Origin of the sequence: Kutzneria sp. NPDC051319 (assembly GCF_040682195.1) — a bacterium.
Lineage (GTDB): Bacteria > Actinomycetota > Actinomycetes > Mycobacteriales > Pseudonocardiaceae > Kutzneria.
Genome location: NZ_JBFBAM010000007.1, coordinates 165,346 through 188,913, shown reverse-complemented (window position 1 = coordinate 188,913; position 23,568 = coordinate 165,346). Strand labels below are relative to the sequence as shown.

Sequence of the window (23,568 nt, the reverse complement as noted above, 5' to 3'; positions counted from 1 at the left end):
GATTGAGGGGTGACCGCCGACCACTCCGACCCCGCCCGGCCCCGTCGCGGGTGGAGCGGGGCCAGCCGACGGCGCCAGGAGTCCGCGCAGAACGACCCGGACCTGGTCGCCGAGTGGTCGCGCACGCCCAAGCCACCGACCCGGCCGATGCCGCGGTACCCGTGGCAGGAGGAGGCCCAGGAGCCGCCGACCTACCGCACGGCACCGCCGCCGCCTCGGTACGAGGAGCCCACGCACCGGCCTGACCCGCCCACCTATCGGCAGGCCCCGCCGCCGCCTCCGCCTCAGCAGGAGCACCGGTTCGTGCCGCCCGAGCAGCCGTCGAGCGGGCCCCGCACGCCGAAAAAGCTGACCGTGACCCGGGTCGCGTGGTTCCGCAGCCGGCAACTGGGGCAGCGCGGCGTCGACGCGTTCCGGCGGGCACTGCACGCCGACGGCGCCGACCAGTCCGGGCTCGCGGCGCTGACGTGGGCCGTGATGATGAACTACGCGACCGACGCCACGCTGGCGGTCGCCCTGGCCAACACCCTGTTCTTCTCCGCCGCCACCGGCGAGAGCCAGGGCAAGGTCGCCCTGTACCTGCTGATCACCGTCGCGCCGTTCGCCGTGATCGCGCCGATCATCGGGCCCGCCCTGGACCGCATCCAGCACGGGCGACGGCTCGCGCTGGCCGTGTCCTGCTTCGGGCAGGCGCTGCTCGCGGTCGTCATGGCGCTGCATTTCGACGACTGGGGCCTGTACCCGGCCGCGCTGGGCACCATGGTGCTGTCCAAGTCGTTCAACGTGCTCAAGGCGGCCGTCACGCCCCGTGTGCTGCCGCCGGACATCACCCTGGTCAAGACCAACGCCCGGCTCACCGTCTTCGGCCTGGCCGCCGCCGGTGTCTTCGGCGCCGTGGCCGTCGGCTTCGCCCAGCTGTTCAACTCCCCCGGCGCGCTGTGGTTCACCGCCGTCCTCTGCGTCGGCAATGCCGTGCTGTGCCTGCGGATTCCCGCCTGGGTCGAGGTCACCGAGGGCGAGGTGCCGACGTCGCTGCGGGCGCAGCCCCGGCAGAAGACCCGGCAGCCGCTGGGCCGACAGGTCGTGATGGCGTTGTGGGGCAACGGCACCATTCGCGTGCTCACCGGCTTCCTGACCCTGTTCGCCGCCTTCGTGATCAAGGCCCAGACCGAGCGCGACCATGCCCCGGTCGAGCAGATCCTGCTGCTCGGCATGATCGGCGCCGCCGCCGGACTCGGCAACTTCCTCGGCAACGGCATCGGCGCCCGTCTCCAGTTCGGCCGCCCCGACCAGGTGATCATCAGCTGCCTCGGGGCCGGGCTCGGCATGACGGTCGTCGCCGCCCTGATCCCCGGCGTGCCCACCGTCGTCGTGCTGGCCCTGGTCGGCTCCGTCGGCAGCGCCCTGGCCAAGATCAGCCTCGACGCCACCATCCAGGACGACCTGCCCGAGCAGTCCCGGGCCTCGGCCTTCGGACGGTCCGAGACCATCCTCCAGTTCGGCTGGGTCTTCGGCGGGGCGCTCGGCGTGCTGCTGCCCGCCCAGTACTGGATCGGCTTCGCCGTCATCGGGCTGTTCCTGGCCGCCGGGCTGGCCCAGACCGTCATGGTCAACCGGGACAGCACCCTGCTGCCCTGGCTCGGCCGCCGGCGCCCGCTGAAGTCCGATCCGGTCACGCGGCCCAACCACCACCGCCCCGCCCCTGGCGCGGCGGCCCCTCCTCCGTAAGCGCTCAACCCCGGAGCGGCGTCGCCCGGCCCGTATCCGTAGGCTCGTCGGACGTGAGCGCGAAACGCCTTGTCCCGCTGGTGTTGGTCGGCGCGGGTGTGCTGGCCTCGGCGTGTTCGGCGCCGCCGCTGCCGCAGGTGACCTTCTTCTCGGTCAACAGCACCGCCGTCACGGGGCCGTCCGAGTACTGCGACTTCCAGGTCAAGAAGTGCGCCGCCGACGCCGCCGCCGGCGCCACCCTGGCCGTGCCGCCCAACAAGCCGGTGCAGATCTCCGTGCCCAGCGAGATCGCCGACGCCGCCTGGCAGGTCGCGTTCAAGTACAAGGTCAACGGCCAGGAGCAGCAGGGCCGCAGCGCCGTCTTCGCCAACGGCGAGCGCCTCGCCTACACCCTCGAACTGCCCGGCGCCGCCCAGCTCGAGACCGCCGAGGTCCAGCGCTTCGCCGGCGTGCTCACGCTCGACCCCAACACCGGCGAGCCCCAGTTCGTCATCGGCGCGACCTGGGTCCTGTCGGTGACCGGTCAGCCGGGCTGACGCCCCGGCGGCTGGCGGTACTTCAGCTCGCGGGCGACCTTGGTCGTCTTCCGCTTGCCGCCCGGCATCGCCGCCACGCGGGCGCGCAAATCCGCCAGGTCCTGGCCGGCGCGGACCAGTGCTCGCGCCGCCGTGGACCCGGGGTCGTCGAGCAGCGCGAGCAGCACGTCGCGAGTGGTCCGATGCTCGATGAGCACGCGTTTGACCCGTTCGCTGAGCCGGGTGTGCGGATCCGACGGGCCGGCCGTGAGCACCCGGACGTGGTCGCGCATCTCGTCCAGGTCGACGTCGAGCTCGACGCGGCCGCCTTCGGGATGGAGCGCGCCCAGCAGGAGATGGCCGCTGCTCACCTGAGCGCGGGCCTCCCGCCGGGCGACCGCGAGCACTCGGCTCGTCTGCTCCGACTTCGGTTTACGGGTCGAGGTCCCGGGCCACGCCGCGGACCAGCTCGGCGATCAGCTTCGACGTCTTGCGGTCCGGATAGCGCCCGCGGCGCAGGTCGGGCTGGACCTTGGCCTCGAGGATCTTGATCATGTCCTCGACCATGCCGTGCAGCTCATCGGCCGGACGGCGCTGGGCCTCCGCCACCGACGGCGGGGCGTCGACCAGGCGGACGGACAGCGCCTGCGGGCCGCGACGGCCCTCGGCCATGCCGAACTCGATGCGCTGACCGGTCTTGAGGCCCTCGACTCCCGGCGGTAGCGCGGACGCACGAACGTAGACGTCTTCGCCACCGTCCTGGGTGACGAAGCCGAATCCCTTTTCCGTGTCGTACCACTTGACCCTGCCGGTCGGCACTGTCCTCACCTCTCCCTGCACACAACGAACGCGCCCGGGGACCACGTGCCCTGGGCGCGAACCTCAAGGGTAGGGCATCGGCGGCGGCCCCGGGGCCTGGTCGAGTTACGCTGACGGCATGACGAGCTCCGCGCCCGGCACCAAGCTGATGCCGCTGTCCATGGTGGTCTTCGCGCTCGGCCTGGTGGCGCTGGCCGTGGTCTTCGCCCTCTACGCCAGCGGCGCCCGCGACCTGCCCCTGTGGCTCAACCTGGCCGGCGTCGTGCTCACCCCGCTCGGCCTGGCCCTCGGCCTGGTCGCCGTCTTCCTGCAGAACCGCCGCCGCACGCCGGAGGCGTAGTCAGCCGGCGATGGGCTCGGCGAAGCGGCCGGCGTTGTCGGCCAGCCACGACGGGAACTGCTCCAGGCTGGTCAGCACCACCTCGGCGCCGGCGTCGACGAGGTCCTCACGGGAGCAGGGGCCGGTGGTGACGGCGACGGAGACGGCGTCGGCGGCAAGGGCGCCCTGGACGTCGCCGATGTGGTCGCCGACGTAGACGGCGGCGCCCTGTTCACGCAGCACGGCGCCCTTGCCGGCGGACCAGAGCTCGCCGCGGAGGTGGTCGACGGACCAGCCGAGGGCCTCGACGTGCAGGCGGGCGTTGGGCTCGTACTTGCCGGTGATCACGAGGACCCGGCCGTCCAGGGCACGGACGGCGGCCATGGCGGCCTCGGCGCCGGGCAGGGCGACGGTAGTGGCGATGACGACGGTGGGATACAGCGCCCGGTAGCGGTCCATCAGCCCGGGGATGATCGCCTCGTCCATGCCGGCGTCGCGGAACATGTCCTGCAGGGGCGGCCCGAGCCGGGAGGCGAAGTCGGAGCCGGAGAGGGCGACGCCGAACTCGGCGCCGACCTGGTCGATGGCGGCGGCCACACCGGGCCGGGCGTCGATGAGGGTCATGTCCAGGTCGAATCCGACGGTCAGTGCCACGCTTCGCACCCTAGCTGTTGACACCAGCGGTTAATACGTCCAAGCACTTGACATCGGGCACGCGAATGTCAAGCTGAAGAAGTGAACCAGGTCACACCGTTCACCGAGCGGGTACGGGAGTCGCTGCGGACTCAGCTGCTGGACGCGGCGGCCGAGCTGCTGGCCGAACGGGGCGTCAAAGGGCTGCGGATGGCGGATGTCGCGGCCAGGACGGGCGTGAGCCGACAGACGGTGCACAACGAGTTCGGCACCAAGGAAGCGCTGGTCACCGCGGTCGCGGCGCACACCGTCGAAGACTTCCTTGAAGGCGTGGCCCAGCGCGTGGCCGAAGCGCCGGACCTCGCCACCGGCATCACGGCGGCCGCGCGGCACACGCTGGTCCACGCGACGGAGAACCGCCTGGTCAACGCCATTCTCACGGGCACAGACGCGGAAGACCTGCTGCCGTTGCTGACCACGAAGGGGCAGCCGGTGCTCATGCCGGCCGTCGACCTGCTCACGCAGCTGTGGCGCCCACGCCTGCCATGGCTGCCGGACGACGAGATCCGCCTGCTCGCCGAGACCGGCATGCGCCTCACGGTCAGCCACCTGCTGACACCGACCGGCACGGTCGACGAGGCCGTCGCCACGATCACCGCCCTGATGTGCCGACTGATCCCGGAGGCCCCCGATGACTGATCAGCGCCGGACCGGATTCCACTCCCTCCAAGGCCGTTTCCACTGGGACCATCTGCCGCTGCGCCTGTTCGCCAAGGGCAACACCAGGTTCTGGAACCCGGCGGACATCGACTTCACGCAGGATGCCCGCGACTGGGCCGAACTCACCGACGCGCAGCGGGAGAACGCCACCTACCTGGTGGCGATGTTCGTCGCCGGCGAGGAGGCGGTCACCGAGGACATCCAGCCGTTCATGCGGGCGATGGCGGCGGAGGGCCGTTTGGGCGACGAGATGTATCTCACCCAGTTCGCCTTCGAGGAGGCCCGGCACACCGAGGTTTTCCGCCGCTGGATGGACGCCGTCGGCCTGACCGAGGACCTGCACGCCTACGTCGCCGACAACCCGGGCTACCGCACGATCTTCTACGAGGAGCTGCCCGAGGCCCTCCAGAAGCTGGAGCACGACCACAGCCCGACGGCGCAGATCAAGGCCAGCGTCACCTACAACCACGTGGTTGAGGGCACGCTGGCGCTGACCGGCTATTACGCGTGGAACAAGGTGTGCAAGAGCCGCGGCATCCTGCCCGGCATGCAGGAGCTGGTCCGCCGCATCGGTGACGACGAGCGACGGCACATGGCCTGGGGCACCTTCACCTGCCGCCGTCACGTTGCCGCGGACGACGCCAACTGGGATGTCGTCACACAGCGCATGGGCGAGCTGGTGCCGCACGCGCTCAACGCCATCCAGTGGGTTCTCGATCACGTCGACCAGAGCGCCTTCGACCTGGAGGTCACCGAGTTCGTCGGCTACGCGGGCGATCGCGCGCAGCGCCGGCTCGGCGCGATCGAGTCTGCTCGCGGCGCGGACGTGGCGAGGATCGACCTGGACTACACGCCGGAACGGCTGGAGGAGCAGTTCGGCGACGAGGACGCGGCCGCCCTGGCGCAGATCTAGTCGTTCCCGGCCTATCGGTTGCAGCAGTGGTCTCGATCGCGTCCCGCCTGCGCGGCGGTGCTGGTCGGCCCCGCCTTCGTGGCGGACGGGAATTCCTTGGACGGCGCGCATACGGCCCTAGCAGGGCTGATCGCCGGGGTCGTGATCACGCTCAACGTGGCACTGGCCATACTTACTTCGTGACCCGGCGTATCTCTCGTCGAGCCGCGCTCGGAATCGCCGCGACCACCGCCCTGGCCGGGTGCGCCGGACCCCCGACCGCCGCTCCCTCCCCCAGCGCGACCACGCGTTCGACCACCACGACGCCGCCGGTCACGACCACGACAACCACGACGACAACCACCGTCGCCCCGGGCGGCCCGGCCGTCGAGGTGGTGCGGGCGTCGAGCGGCCGTCCCGAGGTCGCACTGACCTTCCACGGCGACGGCCCGCTGGAGATCACCCGCCAGGTTTTGGCGCTGCTGGCCAAAAATAACGCCAAGATCACGGTGTTTGCCGTCGGCACCTGGCTGACCTCGACCCCGGACGGCGCGCGCATGGTCCGCGACGGCGGGCACGAGCTGGGCAACCACACGTGGAGCCATCCGGACCTGGAGCGCTACCAGCCGGGCCCGATGCTGACCGAGATCGAACGCTGCCGGGACGCACTGTCCACAGTGGCCGGAACGCCGGGCGTGTTCTTCCGCCAGTCGCAGGGACAGCACGCCACCGCGCGCGAGCTGGCGGCGGCCGGAGCCGCCGGCTACGCCCGGACTCTGTCCTACGACGTGGACTCGCTGGACTGGACGGATCCCGGCGCGGCCGCGATCCGGCGGGCGGCCGGCGGCGCCAAGGCGGGCAGCGTGGTGAGCATGCACCTGGGCCACCCCGGCACCGTGCAGGCGCTGCCCGGCATCCTGACCGATCTCGCCGCCCGGGGACTGACCCCGGTCACCGCGGCCGAACTGCTGAGGTGAGAAGTTGCCTTCCCCTGCCGGACGGGCGCTGCTCGCGCTCGCATGCGTCGCCGCACTGACCTCCTGTTCGTCGGCCCCCGCCGCCGAGGAACCTCCGCCCACCATCACGACAAAAACGACCACCGCCACGCCACCGCCGACGTCCATCACGCCACAGTCCCTTGTGGACGGTCTGCCCGGCATGCCGCCGGTGACCGACCTGCACAACGTGTACGCCAACGCGGGCGCCAACATGGTGCTGGACACGGTCAAGCAGGACAAGCCGCTGGTCTATGTGCCGCACAGCGGTTCCGGCGACGTGTGGGTGATCGACCCGACGACGTTCGCGGTCGTCGCCAAGTACCCGGCCGGCAAGGAACTCCAGCATGTGGTGCCCTCGTACGACATGCGCACCCTGTACGCCACCGACGACCAGGGCGACCACCTCGTGCCGTTCGATCCCAGGACCGGCCTGCCGGGCGCGAAGATCCCGGTCGTCGACCCGTACAACATGTACTTCACACCGGACGGCAAGTTCGCCATCTCGGTGGCCGAGCGGCTGCGCAAGCTGGTCTGGTACGACCCGCACACGTGGCAGAAGCAGGACGAGACCGCCGTGCCGGACTGCGCCGGCATCGACCACGCCGACTTCAGCCCGGACGGCCGCATCGCGGTGTTCACGTGCGAGTTCGCCGGCCGGGTCGCGGTCATCGACATCGCGTCGCACCACCTGCTCCGCATGATCGACATGCCGCAGCGGCACACCGTCATGGGGCCGCAGGACATCAAGCTCGCCCCGGACGGCTCCGTCTACTACATCGCCGACTCGGACGCCAACGGCCTGTGGGTGCTCGACGGCGCGGCGACCAAGGTGCAGCGCTTCATCCCGACCGGCGGCGGCGCGCACGGGCTCTACCTTTCCCGTGACGCCAAGCAGTTGTACGTCACCAACCGGCACGAGGGCTCGGTCAGCGTGCTCGACGCCTACACCGGCGCCGAGCAGACCAAGTGGCGCATTCCCGGCGGGGGCAGCCCGGACATGGGCAACGTGACCGCGGACGGCTCGCAGCTGTGGCTGTCCGGGCGCTACGACCGGATGATCTACGTTTTATCCACAAAGGACGGGGCGCTGCTGAAGAAGATCCCGGCCGGCAACCAGCCGCACGGCCTGTGCGTGTGGCCGCAGCCGGGCCGGTACTCACTGGGGCACACGGGTATTACTCGCTGACGTCGTCGTTGTTGTTGTCGGCGCCACGGTTGCCGTGGTCGTCGGCGGCGGCGCAGTTGTTGTTGTTCTAGCCGTCGCCGTTGTCGCTGTTGTCGTTGTCATTGTTGTTGTCGGGACGGGCGACGAGGTCGTGGCGCTCGGCGTTGTGATCGGCGTCGTCGGCCCGACGCACGGCGTGTCCGGCGTGACGGCCCTGGTCACCGAGGACGCGACAACCGTCGAGGGCACCATAACCGCACTGCTCGGGCTCTGGCCGGACTGTTTGGCGGCGGCCGCCGGCTTGTGCAGGGCCAGCGGCTGCTCGGCGATCGTGGTGTCAGACGGCGGCTGCTGCTCCTCTGTGTCCATCGGCATGGTCTGGCTGGCCCTGGTCGGATGCGGCAGCCCGAACAACGCCGGACCGGTGGCCTCGTCCGGCGCGTTCAGCAGTGTGGTGAGCGCGGTCAGACCGGCGAAGGCGGCGATGGGCGCGATCATGACCGCGGCAAAGCATCCTCGACCGCTGGCCGGCAGATCCCGATGAGTCACACCGTGATCATGGTGTACTCCCGCCGTGACGGCAGCTGCCCCTGTATCGCTAGATAGGGTGATCATTCCACTTCGGACAGTGAACGGCCCCCGGCGCGTCGCCGGGGGCCGCTTTGTCGACAGGGCGACTTACTGCTTGTACGGGGCCGCGGCCGCCTGCGCCGCCGCCGTGAAGGCGCCCTTCATCTGCGGCCAGAAGGTGCTGTCCAGGCAGGAGAACTTCGGGAAGAAGCCGCCGCAGTTGCCGCTGGACGGGCCGACCTCGATGGTGAAGCTGGCCACGCCGAGCACGCCGTAGGTGAAGTCGTCGGTGGTGCCGGACGTCTCGTAGCCGACCGTGCCGCCGTTGGTGTCGACGACGTAACCGTTGGAGGCGGCCATCTTCTTGCCCAGCGCCCGCAGCTGCGCGTCGTTGGGCGAGGTCTTCTCGGTGTAGCCCCAGGGCACGATGATGTCGTTGCCGTAGCTGTGCAGCGTGATCATCGTGCCGCGGGCGGTCACCGGCGCCGGGTCGTTGTCACCCGTGCCGCGCTGCACCGGGTAGATCGACCGGAAGAACTTCTCCAGCGCGGTCACCTCGGGCTCGCTGCCCTTGCTCGGCCCCTGGTAGGTCTCGTCACAGGCCTGGTTCGAGTCGCCGCCCCACTTGTAGGTGGAGTTGCGGTTCAGGTCGATGCCGAGGTTCGTGCCGGTGCAGCCGCCGCGCGCGTTGTCCACGTTCTTGCGCTGCATCTTCGGCGAGTTGCCGCCCGAGGCCACCACGTCTGTGCCGTCCGGGTTGGCGATCGGGATGACCCAGATCTCGGTGGTGTCCAGAATGGACGTCGCCGTGGTGTCCGTGCCGTAGCCGTTGACCAGGTAGTCGATCCAGCGCTGGGCCAGCTCGCCGGTGGCGATCTCGCGGGCGTGGATCTGGGCCATGAGCGTGAACTTCGGCTTGGGCGAGGTCGTGCTCAGCGTGCAGTCGCCCGAGTGCTTCTTGGTCAGGCAGATGGCCTCGATGTCGTGGCCGCTCTTGCCCTTGGTCTTCAGCCACGAGTCGCCGATGTCGTACACCGTGGCGAGGTCGGGGTGCGCGCCGGCGACCTGGGCCAGGTGCTGCTCCTGGTCCGGCACGGAGCGGTAGCCGCCGTAGAAGGTGGTGGCCAGGGCCCGCGGCTGTTGCTGCCGCGGGGCCAGGTCCTTGTAGATCGTGTCGTACTGGGTGGGGCGATATCCCATGTCCCGCAACGACTGCGCGGTCTGGCGGGTGCCGGTGACGTAGGCGACGCCCTCGGCCCCGGTCTCGGCGACGTCGAAGCCGGCGGCGACCAGTTGGCCGGCTTGGTTCCCGCTGATGGGCACCTGCCACATCACGGGCGTGTCGTCGCCGGCGGCCGCGGAGGCCGTCCCGACGAGCAGCAGTGCGGCGACACCGGCGGCTATGCGGATCAGGGCACGTGGCCTCATGGCGGCTCCTCACATCGGATGGCGCCGCGTAACCATACCGACACGGCATGTGCGCCTGACTACCCGCCGTTCGTCTGGTTCGCCCGGAGGATCTCCGACGCCCGTTCCCGCATCTCCACCTTGCGGATCTTGCCCGTCACCGTCATCGGGAACTCGTCGACCACGTGCACGTAGCGGGGAATCTTGTAGTGCGCGAGCTTGCCCGTGCAGTAGTCGCGGACCTGCTCGGCCGTGATCGGCTCGGCACCCGGGCGCATCCGGATCCAGGCCATCAGCTCTTCGCCGTAGCGCTCGTCCGGCACCCCGATCACCTGCGCGTCCAGCACGTCCGGGTGTGTGTAGAGGAATTCCTCCACCTCGCGCGGGTAGATGTTCTCGCCGCCGCGGATGACCATGTCCTTGATCCGGCCGGTGATCGCCACATAACCGTCGTCGTCCATCACCGCGAGGTCGCCCGTGTGCATCCAGCGGGCCGCGTCGATCGCCTCCGCCGTCTTGTCCGGCTGGGCCCAGTAGCCGAGCATCACCGAGTAGCCGCGCGTGCACAGCTCCCCCTGCTCGCCCCGCGTCGCCGTCAGACCCGTTGCCGGGTCGACGATCTTGACCTCCAGGTGCGGATGCACCCGGCCGACCGTGGCCACCCGGCGGTCCAGCGAGTCGTCCGCTCGGGTCTGCGTGGACACCGGGGAGGTTTCCGTCATGCCGTAGCAGATGGTCACCTCCGTCATGCCCATGCGGTCGATCACCTGCTTCATCACCTCGACCGGGCACGGCGAGCCGGCCATGATGCCCGTGCGCAGGCTGGGCAGGTCGTAGTCGGCGAAGTCCGGCAGCGCCAGCTCCGCGATGAACATCGTCGGCACCCCGTAGAGCGAGGTGCACCGCTCCGCCTGCACCGCGTCCAACGTGGACTTCGCGTCGAACGCGGCCGCCGGCACCACCATGCAGGCTCCATGCGTTGTCGCGCCCAGGTTTCCCATCACCATGCCGAAGCAGTGGTAGAAGGGAACCGGGATGCACACCCGGTCCTGCTCCGTGTACCCGCACAGCTCGCCCACGAAGTACCCGTTGTTCAGGATGTTGTGGTGCGACAGCGTCGCGCCCTTCGGGAAGCCCGTGGTGCCCGAGGTGTACTGGATGTTGATCGGGTCGTCCGGCGAGAGCCTGATCTCCTTGAGCCCGCTTCGGTCCCCCCGCCGGCCGCCCTCCAGCACGTCCGTCCACTCCGGACGCCCGATCAGCAGCACCGTCCGCAGCTTCGGGCAGTTCGGCCATACCTCACCGATCATCGCCTCGTAGTCCGACGTCTTGAACGCCGGCGTCGCCACCAGCGTGCCCACCTCGGCCTGGTTCAGCACGAACTCCAGCTCGTGCACCCGATAGGCCGGGTTGATGTTGACCAGGATCGCCCCGATCTTCGCCGTCGCGTACTGCGTCAGCACCCACTCCGCGCAGTTCGGCGCCCAGATCCCCACCCGGTCGCCCTTGCCCACGCCCAGGCCTTGCAGCCCCAGCGCCACCGCATCCACGTCCGCCGCCAGCTCCGCGTACGTCCACCTGCGGCCCGACGCACACTCCACCAGCGCGTCCCGCTCCCCGAACCGCTCCACCGTCCGGTCCAGGTTGTCGCCGATCGTGTCGCCGAGCAGCGGCACGTCCGAGGTTCCCGAGGCGTATGCAGGCAGTGCGACCATGTGGCCCATCCTCGCCTGTGACGCGGACCACTGCCACCCCCGAGCGGGGGGTGCTGTGGACAACCCTCCCCGGCGTCGCGTTGTCCACACCTTGATTGCCCGAACGCAGTCCACGTCCATGCGTCGCCGCGCTCGCTGCCCCTGCCCGAACTCCGCCGCCACGGCTTCCCGTCCCCGTCGCCCTACCGCGCATCCAAGGCTCCGCCGGTATCCCCGTGAATCCCATCGCGGTGTTCTGACCGAGCACGGGCCGGTAGTCCACAGAGGGCGGGTGGGTGGGGCACAAGAAGCACACACGCCCACAACGGCCTTCGCGGATTGCATTGGGACGTAGGTAGTTCGAGCCGGTGGAACTGGCAGAACGAGACCGGCGGTTCAGAGCTCCGCTCGGGACACAGGGGTCTGCCTGCGAGGCTGGTCAGGCCTGAGCCACAGCGCCTCGACCTTGTTTCGAGCCGTCGCACGCACTGCGGCGACATCACGGCCGTTGGCGCGGTCGATGGCCGCCTTGTCGGCCTTGACTTCGTGCCAGGAACGAGCCATGTCGGAGGCCTCCTTTCGTCGTCGCAAGGTGCTCCGCATAGTGCAGCCTCGCCGGTGGGCCCAGGTCCCGACACGCCGGACGGGACTCGGCACGTCGAGCGGGCAGGCAGCGCCCCACCAGCGCCCACAAGCCGTCTGACCTGCTGAAACCGCGTGGCATCGGACGACAGGGAGTAGCAATCTTCGTTTCTTTCGAATATGCTTTCTGCTGTTGACGCCCACCGCCGCGGTGGGGGCGCGACGCCGAGGAGCTTCGCCGACGTCACGATGGAGGGACAGGGATGAGCACTGTGCTCCTGGAGCAGCAGACCGTGCTGCCTCCAGCGCCCAACCACGCTCGCGACGCGCTGGACAAGCTGGCAGCGGTGTTGACTGCACAGCAAGGCCAAGGTCACGCGGCGCTCGTCGGCCCGGGTGGTGACCGGATCGAGCTACCGGCTGAGGTCTACGAAGCGCTTCGACAGGTTGTCGCCGCACTGAAGGGCGGCTATGCCATCACCCTGGCCCCGCACACGACGAAGCTGACCACGCAGCAGGCCGCGGACCTCCTGAACATCTCACGTCCGACCTTGGTCGGAATTCTGGAACGCGGGGAGATCGCGTTCGAGAAAGTCGGACGGCACCGCCGAGTCATGCTGAGCGACGTCCTCGAATACCAGCAGCGGGCCAAGCAGAAGCGGCAGGAGACCCTGCGGGAGATGACGCAGGAGGCCGAGGACTTGCAGCACGTGGACGGCTTCGATTTCACCGGCCGCTAAGGTACGGCCTCAACACTCCGAGCAGCCGACTGTGACACTGAGACTGTGTCCGCCTTTCCCGCCTTCCTGGACGCCTGTGTCCTGGTGCCGGTCAATCTGACCGATCTCCTGTTGCGCCTGGCCGAAGCTGATACGTACCGTCCATTGTGGTCGGCCGACGTGTTGGCCGAGGTCAGGCGCAACATACTCAAGTTCCCCCAGGTCAGCGAAGCCAGCGCGGACAGGCGAATCAAGGGAATGCGGACAACGTTTCCCGACGCCGAAGTCACCGGCTACCAAGCGCTCATCGACTCCATGACCAATCACCCGAAGGACCGGGCACGTGCTCGCTGCGGCCGTCCGGGGAAATGCGAGCGCCATCGTCACGGCGAACCTCAGGGACTTCGACGAGCCGTCACTCGCTCCGTACGACATCGACGCCGTGCATCCCGATGAGTTCCTGCTCAACCAGCTGGACCTCTACCCGCAGCAGACGGTCCGATGCCTGCTGGACATGGTGGCGGACAGGAGGAAACCACCGGTCACCATGGAGGACTTCCTGATCGGGTTCACCAGGACGGTCCCGCGATTCGTGAAGACCGTGCGCCCTCTTATGTAGCAAGCTGACCGACCAAAAAGGGTTAGAGCTCCACGACCAGGCAGGGGCCGCCGTCGAAGAGGCCGCCGTCCACCGCGAGGACCTTGCCGTCGGCGTAGGAGAGGGGGCCGTCGACCTGCTCGGGCTCAATGCCGAGCTGGTCGGCGATGATGCTGTGGCCGTGCACGATGCGCTGGCCGCCGAACTTGCCCATGATCTCGTCGGCGGTCTGGGCGCCGGTGGCGCCGCGGAAGGCGAAGCGGGTGGTCATCTTGTGCCAGCAGTCCCACCAGGACGTGAGGTCCTGGCCGTGGAGGATGGCTCGGACGGCGGAGTTGATCTCCTCGACGGAATCGCCCCAGGACAGGTACGCGGTGGTGTCGGAGTGCAGGAGCAGGTGGTCGTCGACGACGACGGCGACGGGACGGTCGGTGAGCCAGCGCACGTGCCGGTCGGTGAGGCGGGTCTGGTCGGACAGCTGACCGCCGTTGAGGTGCCAGGAGCGGGCGAAGCTGCGGAAGCCGTAGTCGGAGGGCACGGGCGTGTCGCCGAACAGGTGCATGCCGAGCAACAGCACCTCGTGGTTGCCCAGGAGGGAGCCGACGAAGCCGCCGGCCCGGTCGGCCTGGTCGGCCAGGCGCATGACGAGCTCGATGACGCCGATGCCGTCGGGGCCGCGGTCGACGAAGTCGCCGAGGAACCACAGGCGGTGCCGGCCGCCGGACCACTGCCCCTCGGGGGTGGTCAGTCCGGCATCGTGCAATGCGGTGATGAGCTCGGAGAGGTGGCCATGGACATCACCGACCACGAACACCGACTCGTCACGTTCGTCGTCGCCCACGGTGAGAGACGATAGGCGGTCGACCCCCCTGCCCGCCGACCAGCCCGGTCACCGGAGCGTATCGAAATGATCTCCGTGAGCTGCGGATTCATGGTTTCCAGCTGTCCGCGAACGGGTGATCACGCAGGGTTACTAATCGCGCTTGAACGGGTCGGTGCCGCGGCCGACGAGGTCGGCGATGGAGTCGATCACGAGGGTGGGGCGGTAGGGGAAGCGTTCGGCGGTGTCGGCGCCGGAAATGCCGGAAAGGACCAGAATGGTCTGCAGGCCGGCCTCGAGACCGGAGCGGACGTCGGTGTCCATCCGGTCGCCGATCATGAGGGTGCTCTCGGAGTGGGCGCCGATGGCCCGCAGCGCGGAACGCATCATCAACGGGTTGGGCTTGCCGACGAAATAGGGCTCACGGCCGGTGGCGCGGGCGATGAGGGCGGCGACGGAGCCGGTGGCGGGCAGCAGGCCCTCCCGGCTGGGACCGCTCTCGTCGGGGTTGGTGGCGATGAACCGAGCGCCGCCGTCGACCAGCCGGATGGCCTTGGTGATGGCCTCGAAGCTGTACGTCCGGGTCTCGCCCAGGACGACGTAGTCCGGGTCGGTGTCGGTCAGCACGTAGCCGATGGAGTGCAGGGCGGTGGTGAGCCCGGCCTCGCCGATGACGTAGGCGGCGCCACCGGGGCGCTGGGTGTCGAGGAACTTGGCGGTGGCCAGCGCCGAGGTCCAGATGGACGACTCGGGCACGTCCAGACCGGTCCGCAGCAGCCGGGCCCGCAGGTCACGGGGGGTGTAGATGGAGTTGTTGGTCAGCAGCATGAACGGGATGTCCTGGTCCCGCAGCTCCGCGAGGAACTGGTCGGCGCCGGGGATGATGTGCTCCTCGTGGACCAGCACACCATCCATGTCCATCAGGTAGTTCCAGACCATGCCCTCATGATCCCCCGGCGACGGGGTGCAGGGCCACTTCGGCGGCCTTGACGGCCAGCCAGACCCGGACGCCGGGCTCCAAGGCCAGGTCGGCGACGGCGGCGGCGGTGAGGTCGGCGGCGAGGCCCTCCACCCAGGACGGACCGTCCACGCTACGAGCGACGCGCAGCCGGATGAGGTCGCCGTGGGGCTCAAGGCCGCCGACGACGGCCCCGAACACGTTGCGGGGGCTGCCGGCGGGCGGCGAGACGTGCACGGCGACGGCGGAGGGGGCGAAGACGGCGACGGCCGGGGTGCCCTCGCCGATGGGTGAGGGCACGTGGCCGCTGATCGCGAGGTCGCCGACGGCCAGCCCGGACGGCCCGAAGACGCCGGAAACGAGGTCGAGGCCGGCGATGCGGGCGGTGAAGGCAGTCCGGGGGCGCGAGAGCACGGCCCGGGTCTCGCCCTGTTCGACGATTTCCCCGCCGGACAGCACGACCACGCGGTCGGCCAGGACGAGGGCGTCCAGCGGATCATGGGTGACGAGCAGGGCCGTTCGGCCGGAGTCCCGCAGCACCCGCCGGAGCATGGCCCGCAGGGCAGGAGCGGCGTCGACGTCGAGTGCGGCAAAGGGTTCGTCGAGCAACAGCAGCTCCGGCTCGGACGCCAACGCCCGGGCGACGGCGACCCGCTGGGCCTGCCCGCCGGAAAGCTGACCGGGGCGGCGAGCGGCGAACTCGGCGGCGTCCACATCGGACAGCAACCGCGTCACCAACGCCGCCGAGTCGCTTCGAGAGACACCCCGAGAGCGAGGACCGAAGGCGACATTGGCGGCCACGGTCATGTGCGGGAAAAGCAGCGGATCCTGGGCCAGCAAACCGATGCCACGCCGGTGAGGCGGCACGTGCACGCCGGTGGAGGCGTCGGTCAGCACCCGGCCGGCCAGCGTGATCCGACCGGAGTCGGGGCGCAGCAGCCCGGCCAGCGCCGACAGCAGGGTGGACTTGCCGGCCCCGTTTCGCCCAAGCACCGCAACGACTTCGCCGGCGGCGACGGAGAGCTCAAGCGACAGGGCGAAGGAGTCACGGCGAACGGTGATGTCCAGGTCGAGTGTCATAGCCGGCCCTCGATCGAACGAGGCCGAGCAACGGCGATCACCACGACGGCCAGCACCACCAACAACAGCGACACGGCGACGGCGGCGTCCACATCGGACTGGGACTGCACGTAGACCAGCAGCGGCAGGGTCTGGGTGGTGCCCTCAAGGTTGCCGGCGAAGGTGATCGTGGCCCCGAACTCCCCCAACGACCGGGCGAAGGCCAACACCAGCGAAGAACCCAAGGAGGGCAACAACAACGGCACGGTCACTCGCCGGAACACCGTCCACGGCGCGGCCCCGAGCGTCGCGGCGACGGCTTCGTAGCGCTCACCGGCAGTCCGCAGGGCGCCCTCAAGACCGATCACCAGGAACGGCATGGCGACGAACGTCTGCGCGATGATCACCGCGGCCGTGGTGAACGGCAGCCGCACCCCGAACACCGCTAGGGCCTGACCGCCGAAGCCGTTACGCCCCAACAGGTACAACAGGGCCAAGCCGCCGACGACGGGCGGAAGCACGAGCGGCAGCAGCACAATGGCGCGCAACAACCGAAGACCCGGCAGCCGCCCGCGGGCGAGCACGACCGCGAGCGGACCGCCGAACAACAACGACAGCAGGGTGGCGGCCGCGCCCGTCCGCACCGAGAGCCACAGGGCCTCCAGCGCGGTCGGGCTGGTCACCAGCTCGGGCAGCCGGCCGAGGTCGCTGCGGGCCACCAGTCCGATGACGGGCAGCACGACCAGGGCCAGGGCCAGCGCGGCCGGCACCCACAGCAGGACGGGAACGGACCGTCTCACGGAACCTGGAAGCCCACCGCGGTGAGTTCCCTGCGGCCCTGCTCGCCCCGCACGAACTCGACGAACTCCTTGGCCAGCGCGGACTGCGGGGCGTTGCGCAGCACGGTGATCGGGTAGTCGTTGATCGCCTTGTCGGCCTCGGGGAAGGGCACGCCTTTCACCTTGCCGCCGGCCGAGTTGACGTCGGTCAGGTAGACCAGGCCCGCGTCGGCGTCGCCGGACTCCACTTTGGACAGCACGCCGGTGACGGCGGTTTCCTTGCTGGCCGGGCTGATGGTGACGCCGGTGGCCGCCTCGACCTTCAGCGCCGCCGCGCCGCAAGGCACCGCGTCCGCGCACACGACCACCACGACGCCGGGCTTGGCCAGGTCGGCGAAGGTGGCGATGTTCTTGGGGTTGCCCGGCGGGACCGCGATCTCCAGCTTGTTGCGGGCGAACAGCTGCGGCGCGCCGTCGTTGAGCGAGGCCAAGGTGGCCTTGTCCATGTTGGCCTGGTCGGCCGAGGCGAACACGTCGGCCTGCGCGCCGTTGGCGATCTGCTGCACCAGCGTGGACGAGCCGTCGTAGGTGAGCTTGACGGTGACGCCGGGATGGGCCGACTCGAAGTCGGCCTTGATCTTGTTGAAGGAGGTGGTCAGCGAGGCGGCGGCAAGCACGGTGAGGGTGCCCGACTCCTTCGGGGCCGAACTGGTGGTGGCGGGGGCCGCGGCCGTCTGCCCACCACCGCACGCGGTCAGCAGCAAAGCGGCCGACCCGATGGCGACGACGAGTTTCCTCACGACATGCCTCCCGGCGTCTCGATGATCACCTGGGTGGACTTGACCACGGCCACCGCGAGCATGCCGGGGGTCAGCCCGAGTTCGCGGACCGCCTCCGTGCTCATCAGCGACACCACTCGGTGCGGCCCGCTCTGGATCTCGACCTGGGCCATGACCTTGTCCTCGACGATCTCGGTGACCAGGCCGACGAACCGGTTGCGGGCCGAGCGGCCCACCGCGGACGGGTCGGGCACGGCGGTGGCCTGGGCGCGGGCGAACACGGCCAGTTCGGCGCCGTCGACGACCTTGCGGCCGGCGGCGTCGACCCCGGCGGTGAGCTGCCCGGCGTCCAGCCAGCGACGCACGGTGTCATCGCTCACGCCGAGCAGCACGGCGGCCTCGGACACCCGGTAGGTGGGCGGGTCAGGTCGAGTCACGCGCCGAGACTAACTCCGCCGGTGCGGCACGAAAAGAGGCAACGGTCCGCAGATGCGGATTCGGGACCCGGGTGGATCGAACGGACCGGAAGGTCAGTCCTTCTCGCCGACCCGGGTGACCTCCTTGCGCATCTCGGCCAGCACCTCGCTGCCGTAGGCGAAGAGCAGTTCACGCTGTTCGGGCGTGTAGTGGGCGAGGATCCGGGCCATCATCTCGGAAACGCCCTTGAACAGCACGCTGAACCGCTCCGGGTCCTGCGCGCTGAGGGTGACCTCGACCAGCACCTTGCGCCGGTCGTGCGGGTCGCGGACGCGGCGGACGTAGCCGGCCCGCTCCAGCCGGTCGATGACGCCGGTGACCGCGCCGGTGGACAGCCCGGACAGCTCGGCGATGCGCCCGGCGGTCATCGGCTGGCCGCTGCGGGCGGCGAGGTCGAGGCACTTGTGGTCGGTGGCGGACAGCCCGAGTTGCTCGGCGATGCGCGCATGGAACATCACCGTCACCAGGCTGCTGTCCCGACCCAGCCACGAGAACCGCTCCAGCTCCTCGTCGCTGACCGGATAGACCGCCCTGGCCTCGGCCGTCTCCGACATTCGCCATCACCCGCTTACTTGCTAAGACACTCGGCCCAGAAGACATCGTAACCGCCGAACGTCCGTTCCGCGACGGTCCAGCCTAGGGCTTCCAGCGACTACCCTGATCGTGATGGCAGCCGTCGAGCTAGGAATTCCAGGCGTGCGGAGCACCCCTGACGCCTCGACGCGTCCCGATCGGCCGGACTTGATCGACTCCTACGGCCGTGTGGCCACTGACCTGCGGGTTTCGCTCACGGACCGGTGCAATCTGCGGTGCACGTACTGCATGCCGGCCGAGGGTCTGGAGTGGCTGCCGAGCGGCGACCTGCTGACCGGGACCGAGCTGATCCGGCTCATTCGCGTCGCGGTCGACCTTCTCGGCGTGCGGGAGCTCCGGTTCACCGGCGGGGAACCGCTGCTGCGTAAGGATTTGCCGCAAATACTCGCGGCCGCGGCGGAACTGCGCCCGCGGCCCCGCATGTCCCTGACGACCAACGCGGTGTCGTTGGCCCGCAAGGCCCACCAGTTGGCCCTGGCCGGCCTGGACCGCATCAATGTGTCCCTCGACACACTTCGGCCGGACCGGTTCGCGACGATCACCCGCCGCGACCGCCTCGACGACGTGCTCGAAGGCCTGGCCGCCGCCCACGACGCCGGGCTGCGGCCGGTGAAGGTCAACACCGTGCTGATGCGCGGCGTGAACGCGGACGAAGCCCCGGACCTGCTCCAGTTCTGCCTCGACCACGGCTATCAGCTGCGGTTCATCGAGCAGATGCCGCTGGACGCCCAGCACGCGTGGGACCGCGCGAAGATGATCACCGCCGAGGAGATCCTCGACCGGCTGAGCACCCGGTTCACGCTCACTCCCGAGCCCACCGCCCGCGGCGCGGCGCCGGCCGAGCGCTGGCTGGTCGACGGCGGCCCGGCCACGGTCGGCGTGATCGCGTCGGTGACCAGGCCGTTCTGCGCGGCCTGCGACCGGACCCGGCTGACCGCCGACGGGGCGCTGCGGACCTGCCTGTTCGCCACCACCGAGACCGACCTACGCGGCCCGATGCGCGACGGCGCCTCCGACGAGGAGCTCGCGGGGCTGTGGCGGATCGCGATGTGGGGCAAGGCCAAGGGGCACGGCATCAACGACGACGGGTTCGCGCAGCCGGACCGTCCGATGAGCGCGATCGGGGGCTGACCGCGTGGTGTTGACCATCCGCTACTTCGCCGGCGCCAAGGCGGCGGCCGGCGTCGGCGACGAGCAGCTGAGCCTGCCGCCCGAGTCCACTGTGGACGACGTGCTGCGGCTCGTGCGGGACCGGCACGGCGAGGGACTGGCCCGCGTGCTCACCGCCTCCAGCCTGCTGCTGGACGGAATTGCCGTGCGGGACACCAGGATTCCGGTCGCCGACGGCCTTGAGCTCGACGTCCTGCCGCCCTTCGCCGGCGGCTGACCGGGTCGATCCGAGGTTCGGAACGGACCATTCCGCCACTCGGAGTTCGGGAAGGGCGCTGTCGTGGCGGCCGTCAGGCCGTGATCGCCGCGCGGATCTGGTCCGTCCAGGCGCGGCCGTCGATGGTGCGCAGGGCCTCGCGGTTGAGCTGGTCGGCGGCGTCGGTTTCGCCACGGTGCTTGCGCACCTGGGCCATCACGTGCAGGGACCAGGCTGAGCCGCTCGGATTGCCGGCGGTCTGGAAGATCTCCCGAGCCTGCACCGCACACGCGTAGGCATCGGCCATGTCCTGCTCCCCGCGACGGGCGATCAGCAAGTGCGCCAACAACAACAGCGCACGGGCCCGGTAGAGCGGCAGCGGGGCGGCGAGTTCGAGGGCGCGGCGGCCGATGGTCAGCGCCTCCTCCAGTCGGCCGACGGGGATCATCGCCATCGACGCCCCGATCAGCACCCACAGCCGGGTCCGCATGTGCCTGACCTCGTCCAGCATGCCCAGCGCCTCGTCGAAGCACCGCATGGCCTCAGGGAACTTGCCGGCCATGTGCAGGGTCAGGCCCAACGCCGACAGGCTCATCGCCTGCGCGCGGCGGCTGCCGGTGCGGCGGGCGCTGTCCAGGGCCTCGCGGGCCAACTCCAGCGCGGGTTCGAGCCGTGCCGTCATCTGGTACGCGGTTGCCAAGCGGTGCAACACTTCCAGCCCGGCGGTGACCTCGCCCATGGCCCGGAACATGGCCAGCGCGGTGGTGAGCTGCTCGATCGCCTCCATCGGGTGGCCGCGTTCCAGCAGGGCCGCGCCAAGGTTGGCGACGCTGTGGGCCTCGCAGTGCCGCAGGCCGGCCGCCCGGCACAGCTCGATGGACCGCCGGCAGTGCTCGATGGCCTCGCCGAGCCGCCCGAGTTCCAGCAGCACGAAGCCGATGTTGGCCTGCCCGATGACCTCGACGTCGCGCAGCCCGGACCGCCTGGCCAAGGTCAGCACCTCGTCGAAGTAGCCGGCCGCCTCGTCGAACTGGCCCAACTCCAGGTGGGAATTGCCGGCGTTGTTGAGCGAGGCCGCGGCGCCGTCGTCGGCCCCGAGCTCGCGGAAGATCTCGGCGGCGGCGAGGAAGCTGTCGATCGCCTCCTCCTGCCGGTCCATGTTCCACTGCGCGGTGCCGAGGTTGAACAGCATCGCCGCCTCGCCGCGGCGGTCCCCGGCCCGCCGGGCCACCGTGACGGCGGTCGAGGCGGTGGCGAACCAGTCCACGTTGTATTGGTGCGCAAGGAAATACCCGCGCAGGGCGTCGGCGAGGCGCACGGCGTGGTCGGCCAGGTGGTGCCGGGCCGCGTAGCCGAAGGCGGCGATCAGGTTGAGCCGCTCGGCATCCAGCCACGCCAACGCGTCGGGCTCGGTGGCGAAGGCCAGGCCCCGCTGCTTGCCGACGACCAGCCGCACCAGATCCCGGTACGCCACATGGGCCGCGCCGATCGCGCCGGACAGGTAGTGGTCGAGCAACCGCTGCACCACGATGTCCCGCTCGGTGCGGGTGTTCTCCTCATGCTCACGCTGCGCGGCGTAGAGCCGGATCAGGTCGTGGAACTGGAAGCGGCCCGGCTGCCCCGGCTGCACGAGGTGCACGGCGGCGAGCTGGTCGAGGAGCTCGGCGGCGTCGACGGCGTCGGTGGACATCAGCGCGGCGGCGGCCTGGGGCGTGAAGTCCGGCCCCGGCACGAGGCCCAGCAGCCGGAACAGCTCGCGGGCCCGCGGTTGCAGCGTCGTATAGGAAAGGTCGAACGCCGCGCGCACGGCGGTGCCCTCGTCGCCGGCGATGCTCAACGCCGACAGCCGGTTGCCGTTGCGGAGCTCGGCCACGTAGTCGGCCAGCCCGGACGGCGGCGACTTGGCCAGGTTGGCGGCGGCGATGCGCAGGGCCAGCGGCAGGTACGCGCACAGCCGGGCCAGCTCCGTCGACGCCGGGACGTCCTTGAGGTCGGGCCCGAGCACCGCGCTGAGCAGCTGTCTGGACTCGGCCGGCGTGAGCGGCTCCAACAGCACGGTCTCGACGTGAGGCAAGCGGTTGCGCAGGTCGTTGCGGCTGGTCACGAGCACCGCGCAGCCGTCGGGCGGCGGCAGCAGGGACCGGATCTGGTCGGCCGCGGCGGCGTTGTCCAGCACGATCAGGATCCGCTTGCCGTGGACGAGGGCGCGGAAGGTCGCCGCCTGGTGCTCGACGTCGATCGGGATCTGCTCCGGCGGCACGCCCATCGCCCGCAGGAACCGGGACAGCACCTGAGCGGTGCTCAGCGCGGGGCCGAGGGCGTAGCCGCGCAGGTTGGCGTAGAGCTGCCCGTCCGGAAAGCGCGGTCGCAGCCGGTGGGCGAGGTGGACGACGAAGGCCGTCTTGCCGACACCGGGCGGCCCCATCACGGCGACCGGCCCTTCCGGCATGCCGAGCCGGAACCGGGCGACCAGTTCGTCGATGAGCTCCTCGCGGCCGACGAAGTCGGCGATGTCGGCCGGCAGCTGCGACGGCACGACCACCGGCCGCGCCTCGCCCGAGGCCACCGGGGCGATCAGCTCGGGATCGTTGCGCAGCATGGCCTGGTGCAGCCGGCGCAGCGGCTCGCCGGGGTCGATGCCCAGCTCGTCGGCCAGATAGCCGGCCACGCCCCGGTAGGCGGCGAGCGCGTCGGCCTGCCGGCCGCTGCGGTGCAGGGCCAGCATCAGCTGACCCCAGAACGGCTCCCGCGTGGGGTGCTTGGCCGTCAACGACTGCAACTCGGCGATCAGCACCTGGTGCCGGCCGCGCTGGAGGTCGATGTCGATACGCCGTTCCAACACCTGGAGGTGCTGCTCGACCAGCTGCGGGACGACGTTGCGCTGGAGCTCCTCCGACGGCACGTCGGCCAGCGGGGCGCCGCGCCAGAGCTGGAGGGCCTCGTCAAGCGCGGCGGCCGCGGCGGTCAGGTCGCCGGCGTCACCGGCGCGCGTGCCCTCGTCGGACAGCTCGCGGAACCGCTCCAGGTCCACCGATCCCGGCGGCACGTCGATGTAGTAGCCCTCCGGCGCGGTGCGGACCAGGGCCGGGTCGCCGAGGGTCTGCCGCAGCCGCAGCACGTAGGTCTGGAGGGTGCCGCGGGCCCGGGCCGGCGGGTTGCCCGCCCACAGCCGCTCCACGAGCGCGTCCACCGGAACCACCCGATTGGCCCTCAGCAGCAGGCTGGCCAGCAGGGTCCGGTGCTTGGCCGCGCGGATCGGCACCGGCCGTCCGGCCAGCGAGACCTCCAGCGGTCCGAGGATGCGGAAGCGCATGTCGGTCGACATGCCCGCCTCCTCTCGGCCGTGCAGTTGTTGTTCAGCCTAGGAGCGTCGCGCG

25 protein-coding genes are annotated in these 23,568 nt (G+C 70.3%); 11 read left to right on the top strand and 14 right to left on the bottom strand.

All coding sequences use genetic code 11. The annotated features are described in order from the left end of the window. Positions 1 to 9 precede the first annotated feature (9 nt). Both AB0M73_RS09380 and AB0M73_RS09375 read left to right on the top strand, forming a co-directional pair. Positions 10 to 1,728 carry an MFS transporter gene (locus AB0M73_RS09380; RefSeq protein ID WP_363888961.1) on the top strand — a complete coding sequence of 573 codons (1,719 nt, stop codon included), beginning with the start codon at positions 10 to 12 and terminating at the stop codon, positions 1,726 to 1,728. Between the two features lie 53 nt (positions 1,729 to 1,781). Further along, entirely contained in the window at positions 1,782 to 2,264 is a 483-nt protein-coding gene (locus AB0M73_RS09375; protein ID WP_363888958.1) for a DUF2771 family protein, read from the top strand. Here the strand turns inward: AB0M73_RS09375 and AB0M73_RS09370 are convergent. Both AB0M73_RS09370 and AB0M73_RS09365 read right to left on the bottom strand, forming a co-directional pair. Then, on the bottom strand, positions 2,252 to 2,650 hold the full coding sequence (locus AB0M73_RS09370) for a Clp protease N-terminal domain-containing protein (protein ID WP_363888955.1): 399 nt from the start codon (positions 2,648 to 2,650) through the stop codon (positions 2,252 to 2,254). The genes AB0M73_RS09375 and AB0M73_RS09370 overlap by 13 nt on opposite strands. A gap of 25 nt (positions 2,651 to 2,675) precedes the next feature. Then, positions 2,676 to 3,062, bottom strand: a complete 387-nt coding sequence (locus AB0M73_RS09365) for a cold-shock protein (RefSeq protein WP_363888952.1) — start codon at positions 3,060 to 3,062, stop codon at positions 2,676 to 2,678. Positions 3,063 to 3,180: 118 nt separating this feature from the next. Between AB0M73_RS09365 and AB0M73_RS09360 the strand changes: the two genes are divergently transcribed. Then, complete coding sequence (locus tag AB0M73_RS09360) at positions 3,181 to 3,402, top strand: hypothetical protein (RefSeq protein ID WP_043719595.1); 222 nt, start codon at positions 3,181 to 3,183, stop codon at positions 3,400 to 3,402. Here AB0M73_RS09360 and AB0M73_RS09355 read toward each other — a convergent pair whose 3' ends face one another. After that, complete coding sequence (locus AB0M73_RS09355) at positions 3,403 to 4,035, bottom strand: HAD hydrolase-like protein (RefSeq protein ID WP_363888948.1); 633 nt, start codon at positions 4,033 to 4,035, stop codon at positions 3,403 to 3,405. It abuts the gene before it with no gap. Positions 4,036 to 4,116: 81 nt separating this feature from the next. On the opposite strand from AB0M73_RS09355, the gene AB0M73_RS09350 reads away from it, so the two are divergent. From AB0M73_RS09350 to AB0M73_RS09335, 4 genes are all read left to right on the top strand, one after another. Then, the gene (locus AB0M73_RS09350; protein ID WP_363888946.1) at positions 4,117 to 4,713 is read left to right on the top strand and encodes a TetR family transcriptional regulator; all 597 of its coding nucleotides are present in this window, start codon (positions 4,117 to 4,119) and stop codon (positions 4,711 to 4,713) included. Next, positions 4,706 to 5,647, top strand: coding sequence for a R2-like ligand-binding oxidase (locus tag AB0M73_RS09345; protein ID WP_363888943.1), 942 nt, complete (start codon positions 4,706 to 4,708; stop codon positions 5,645 to 5,647). The genes AB0M73_RS09350 and AB0M73_RS09345 overlap by 8 nt, the downstream gene beginning before the upstream one ends. A 179-nt stretch (positions 5,648 to 5,826) precedes the next feature. Beyond that, on the top strand, positions 5,827 to 6,603 hold the full coding sequence (locus AB0M73_RS09340) for a polysaccharide deacetylase family protein (protein WP_363888941.1): 777 nt from the start codon (positions 5,827 to 5,829) through the stop codon (positions 6,601 to 6,603). Positions 6,604 to 6,607: 4 nt separating this feature from the next. After that, a complete protein-coding gene (locus AB0M73_RS09335; protein WP_363888938.1) occupies positions 6,608 to 7,810 on the top strand; it encodes a beta-propeller fold lactonase family protein in 1,203 nt (400 codons plus the stop codon). Here the strand turns inward: AB0M73_RS09335 and AB0M73_RS09330 are convergent. The 3 genes from AB0M73_RS09330 to AB0M73_RS09320 all read right to left on the bottom strand — a co-directional run bounded on the left by AB0M73_RS09330 (position 7,781) and on the right by AB0M73_RS09320 (position 11,490). Then, positions 7,781 to 8,338 (bottom strand): hypothetical protein, encoded by a 558-nt coding sequence (locus tag AB0M73_RS09330; protein WP_363888936.1) that lies wholly within the window; start codon positions 8,336 to 8,338, stop codon positions 7,781 to 7,783. The two genes, AB0M73_RS09335 and AB0M73_RS09330, sit on opposite strands and share 30 nt — an antisense overlap. A gap of 129 nt (positions 8,339 to 8,467) precedes the next feature. Then, entirely contained in the window at positions 8,468 to 9,787 is a 1,320-nt protein-coding gene (locus AB0M73_RS09325) for a M14 family zinc carboxypeptidase (protein WP_363888934.1), read from the bottom strand. Between the two features lie 59 nt (positions 9,788 to 9,846). Next, the gene (locus AB0M73_RS09320; RefSeq protein ID WP_363888931.1) at positions 9,847 to 11,490 is read right to left on the bottom strand and encodes an AMP-binding protein; all 1,644 of its coding nucleotides are present in this window, start codon (positions 11,488 to 11,490) and stop codon (positions 9,847 to 9,849) included. Between the two features lie 815 nt (positions 11,491 to 12,305). Between AB0M73_RS09320 and AB0M73_RS09315 the strand changes: the two genes are divergently transcribed. Together AB0M73_RS09315 and AB0M73_RS09310 are read left to right on the top strand one after the other, a co-directional pair. Continuing rightward, positions 12,306 to 12,782 (top strand): helix-turn-helix domain-containing protein, encoded by a 477-nt coding sequence (locus tag AB0M73_RS09315; RefSeq protein ID WP_363888926.1) that lies wholly within the window; start codon positions 12,306 to 12,308, stop codon positions 12,780 to 12,782. A gap of 322 nt (positions 12,783 to 13,104) precedes the next feature. Then, positions 13,105 to 13,380, top strand: coding sequence for a hypothetical protein (locus AB0M73_RS09310; RefSeq protein WP_363888923.1), 276 nt, complete (start codon positions 13,105 to 13,107; stop codon positions 13,378 to 13,380). A gap of 22 nt (positions 13,381 to 13,402) precedes the next feature. On the opposite strand, the gene AB0M73_RS09305 is transcribed toward AB0M73_RS09310, so the two are convergent. The 7 genes from AB0M73_RS09305 to AB0M73_RS09275 form a co-directional block, all read right to left on the bottom strand. Beyond that, on the bottom strand, positions 13,403 to 14,200 hold the full coding sequence (locus tag AB0M73_RS09305; protein ID WP_043719614.1) for a metallophosphoesterase: 798 nt from the start codon (positions 14,198 to 14,200) through the stop codon (positions 13,403 to 13,405). Positions 14,201 to 14,332: 132 nt separating this feature from the next. Continuing rightward, positions 14,333 to 15,118, bottom strand: coding sequence for an HAD-IIA family hydrolase (locus AB0M73_RS09300; RefSeq protein ID WP_363888921.1), 786 nt, complete (start codon positions 15,116 to 15,118; stop codon positions 14,333 to 14,335). A gap of 4 nt (positions 15,119 to 15,122) precedes the next feature. Next, positions 15,123 to 16,217: an ATP-binding cassette domain-containing protein gene (locus tag AB0M73_RS09295; RefSeq protein WP_363888918.1), complete on the bottom strand. Its 1,095-nt coding sequence runs from the start codon at positions 16,215 to 16,217 to the stop codon at positions 15,123 to 15,125. Continuing rightward, the gene (locus AB0M73_RS09290; RefSeq protein ID WP_363888914.1) at positions 16,214 to 16,996 is read right to left on the bottom strand and encodes an ABC transporter permease; all 783 of its coding nucleotides are present in this window, start codon (positions 16,994 to 16,996) and stop codon (positions 16,214 to 16,216) included. The genes AB0M73_RS09295 and AB0M73_RS09290 overlap by 4 nt, the downstream gene beginning before the upstream one ends. Then, on the bottom strand, positions 16,993 to 17,775 hold the full coding sequence (modA, locus tag AB0M73_RS09285; RefSeq protein WP_363888911.1) for a molybdate ABC transporter substrate-binding protein: 783 nt from the start codon (positions 17,773 to 17,775) through the stop codon (positions 16,993 to 16,995). Before modA ends, AB0M73_RS09290 begins: the two co-directional genes overlap by 4 nt. Continuing rightward, positions 17,772 to 18,161, bottom strand: a complete 390-nt coding sequence (locus tag AB0M73_RS09280; protein WP_363889159.1) for a TOBE domain-containing protein — start codon at positions 18,159 to 18,161, stop codon at positions 17,772 to 17,774. Before AB0M73_RS09280 ends, modA begins: the two co-directional genes overlap by 4 nt. A gap of 123 nt (positions 18,162 to 18,284) precedes the next feature. Continuing rightward, entirely contained in the window at positions 18,285 to 18,785 is a 501-nt protein-coding gene (locus tag AB0M73_RS09275) for a MarR family transcriptional regulator (RefSeq protein WP_043719622.1), read from the bottom strand. Between the two features lie 112 nt (positions 18,786 to 18,897). On the opposite strand from AB0M73_RS09275, the gene moaA reads away from it, so the two are divergent. Both moaA and AB0M73_RS09265 read left to right on the top strand, forming a co-directional pair. Continuing rightward, positions 18,898 to 19,956 (top strand): GTP 3',8-cyclase MoaA, encoded by a 1,059-nt coding sequence (moaA, locus tag AB0M73_RS09270; protein ID WP_363888908.1) that lies wholly within the window; start codon positions 18,898 to 18,900, stop codon positions 19,954 to 19,956. A 4-nt stretch (positions 19,957 to 19,960) separates the two neighbouring features. Further along, the gene (locus AB0M73_RS09265; protein WP_043719626.1) at positions 19,961 to 20,212 is read left to right on the top strand and encodes a MoaD/ThiS family protein; all 252 of its coding nucleotides are present in this window, start codon (positions 19,961 to 19,963) and stop codon (positions 20,210 to 20,212) included. Between the two features lie 73 nt (positions 20,213 to 20,285). Here AB0M73_RS09265 and AB0M73_RS09260 read toward each other — a convergent pair whose 3' ends face one another. After that, positions 20,286 to 23,516 (bottom strand): BTAD domain-containing putative transcriptional regulator, encoded by a 3,231-nt coding sequence (locus AB0M73_RS09260; protein WP_363888906.1) that lies wholly within the window; start codon positions 23,514 to 23,516, stop codon positions 20,286 to 20,288. Positions 23,517 to 23,568: the final 52 nt, after the last annotated feature.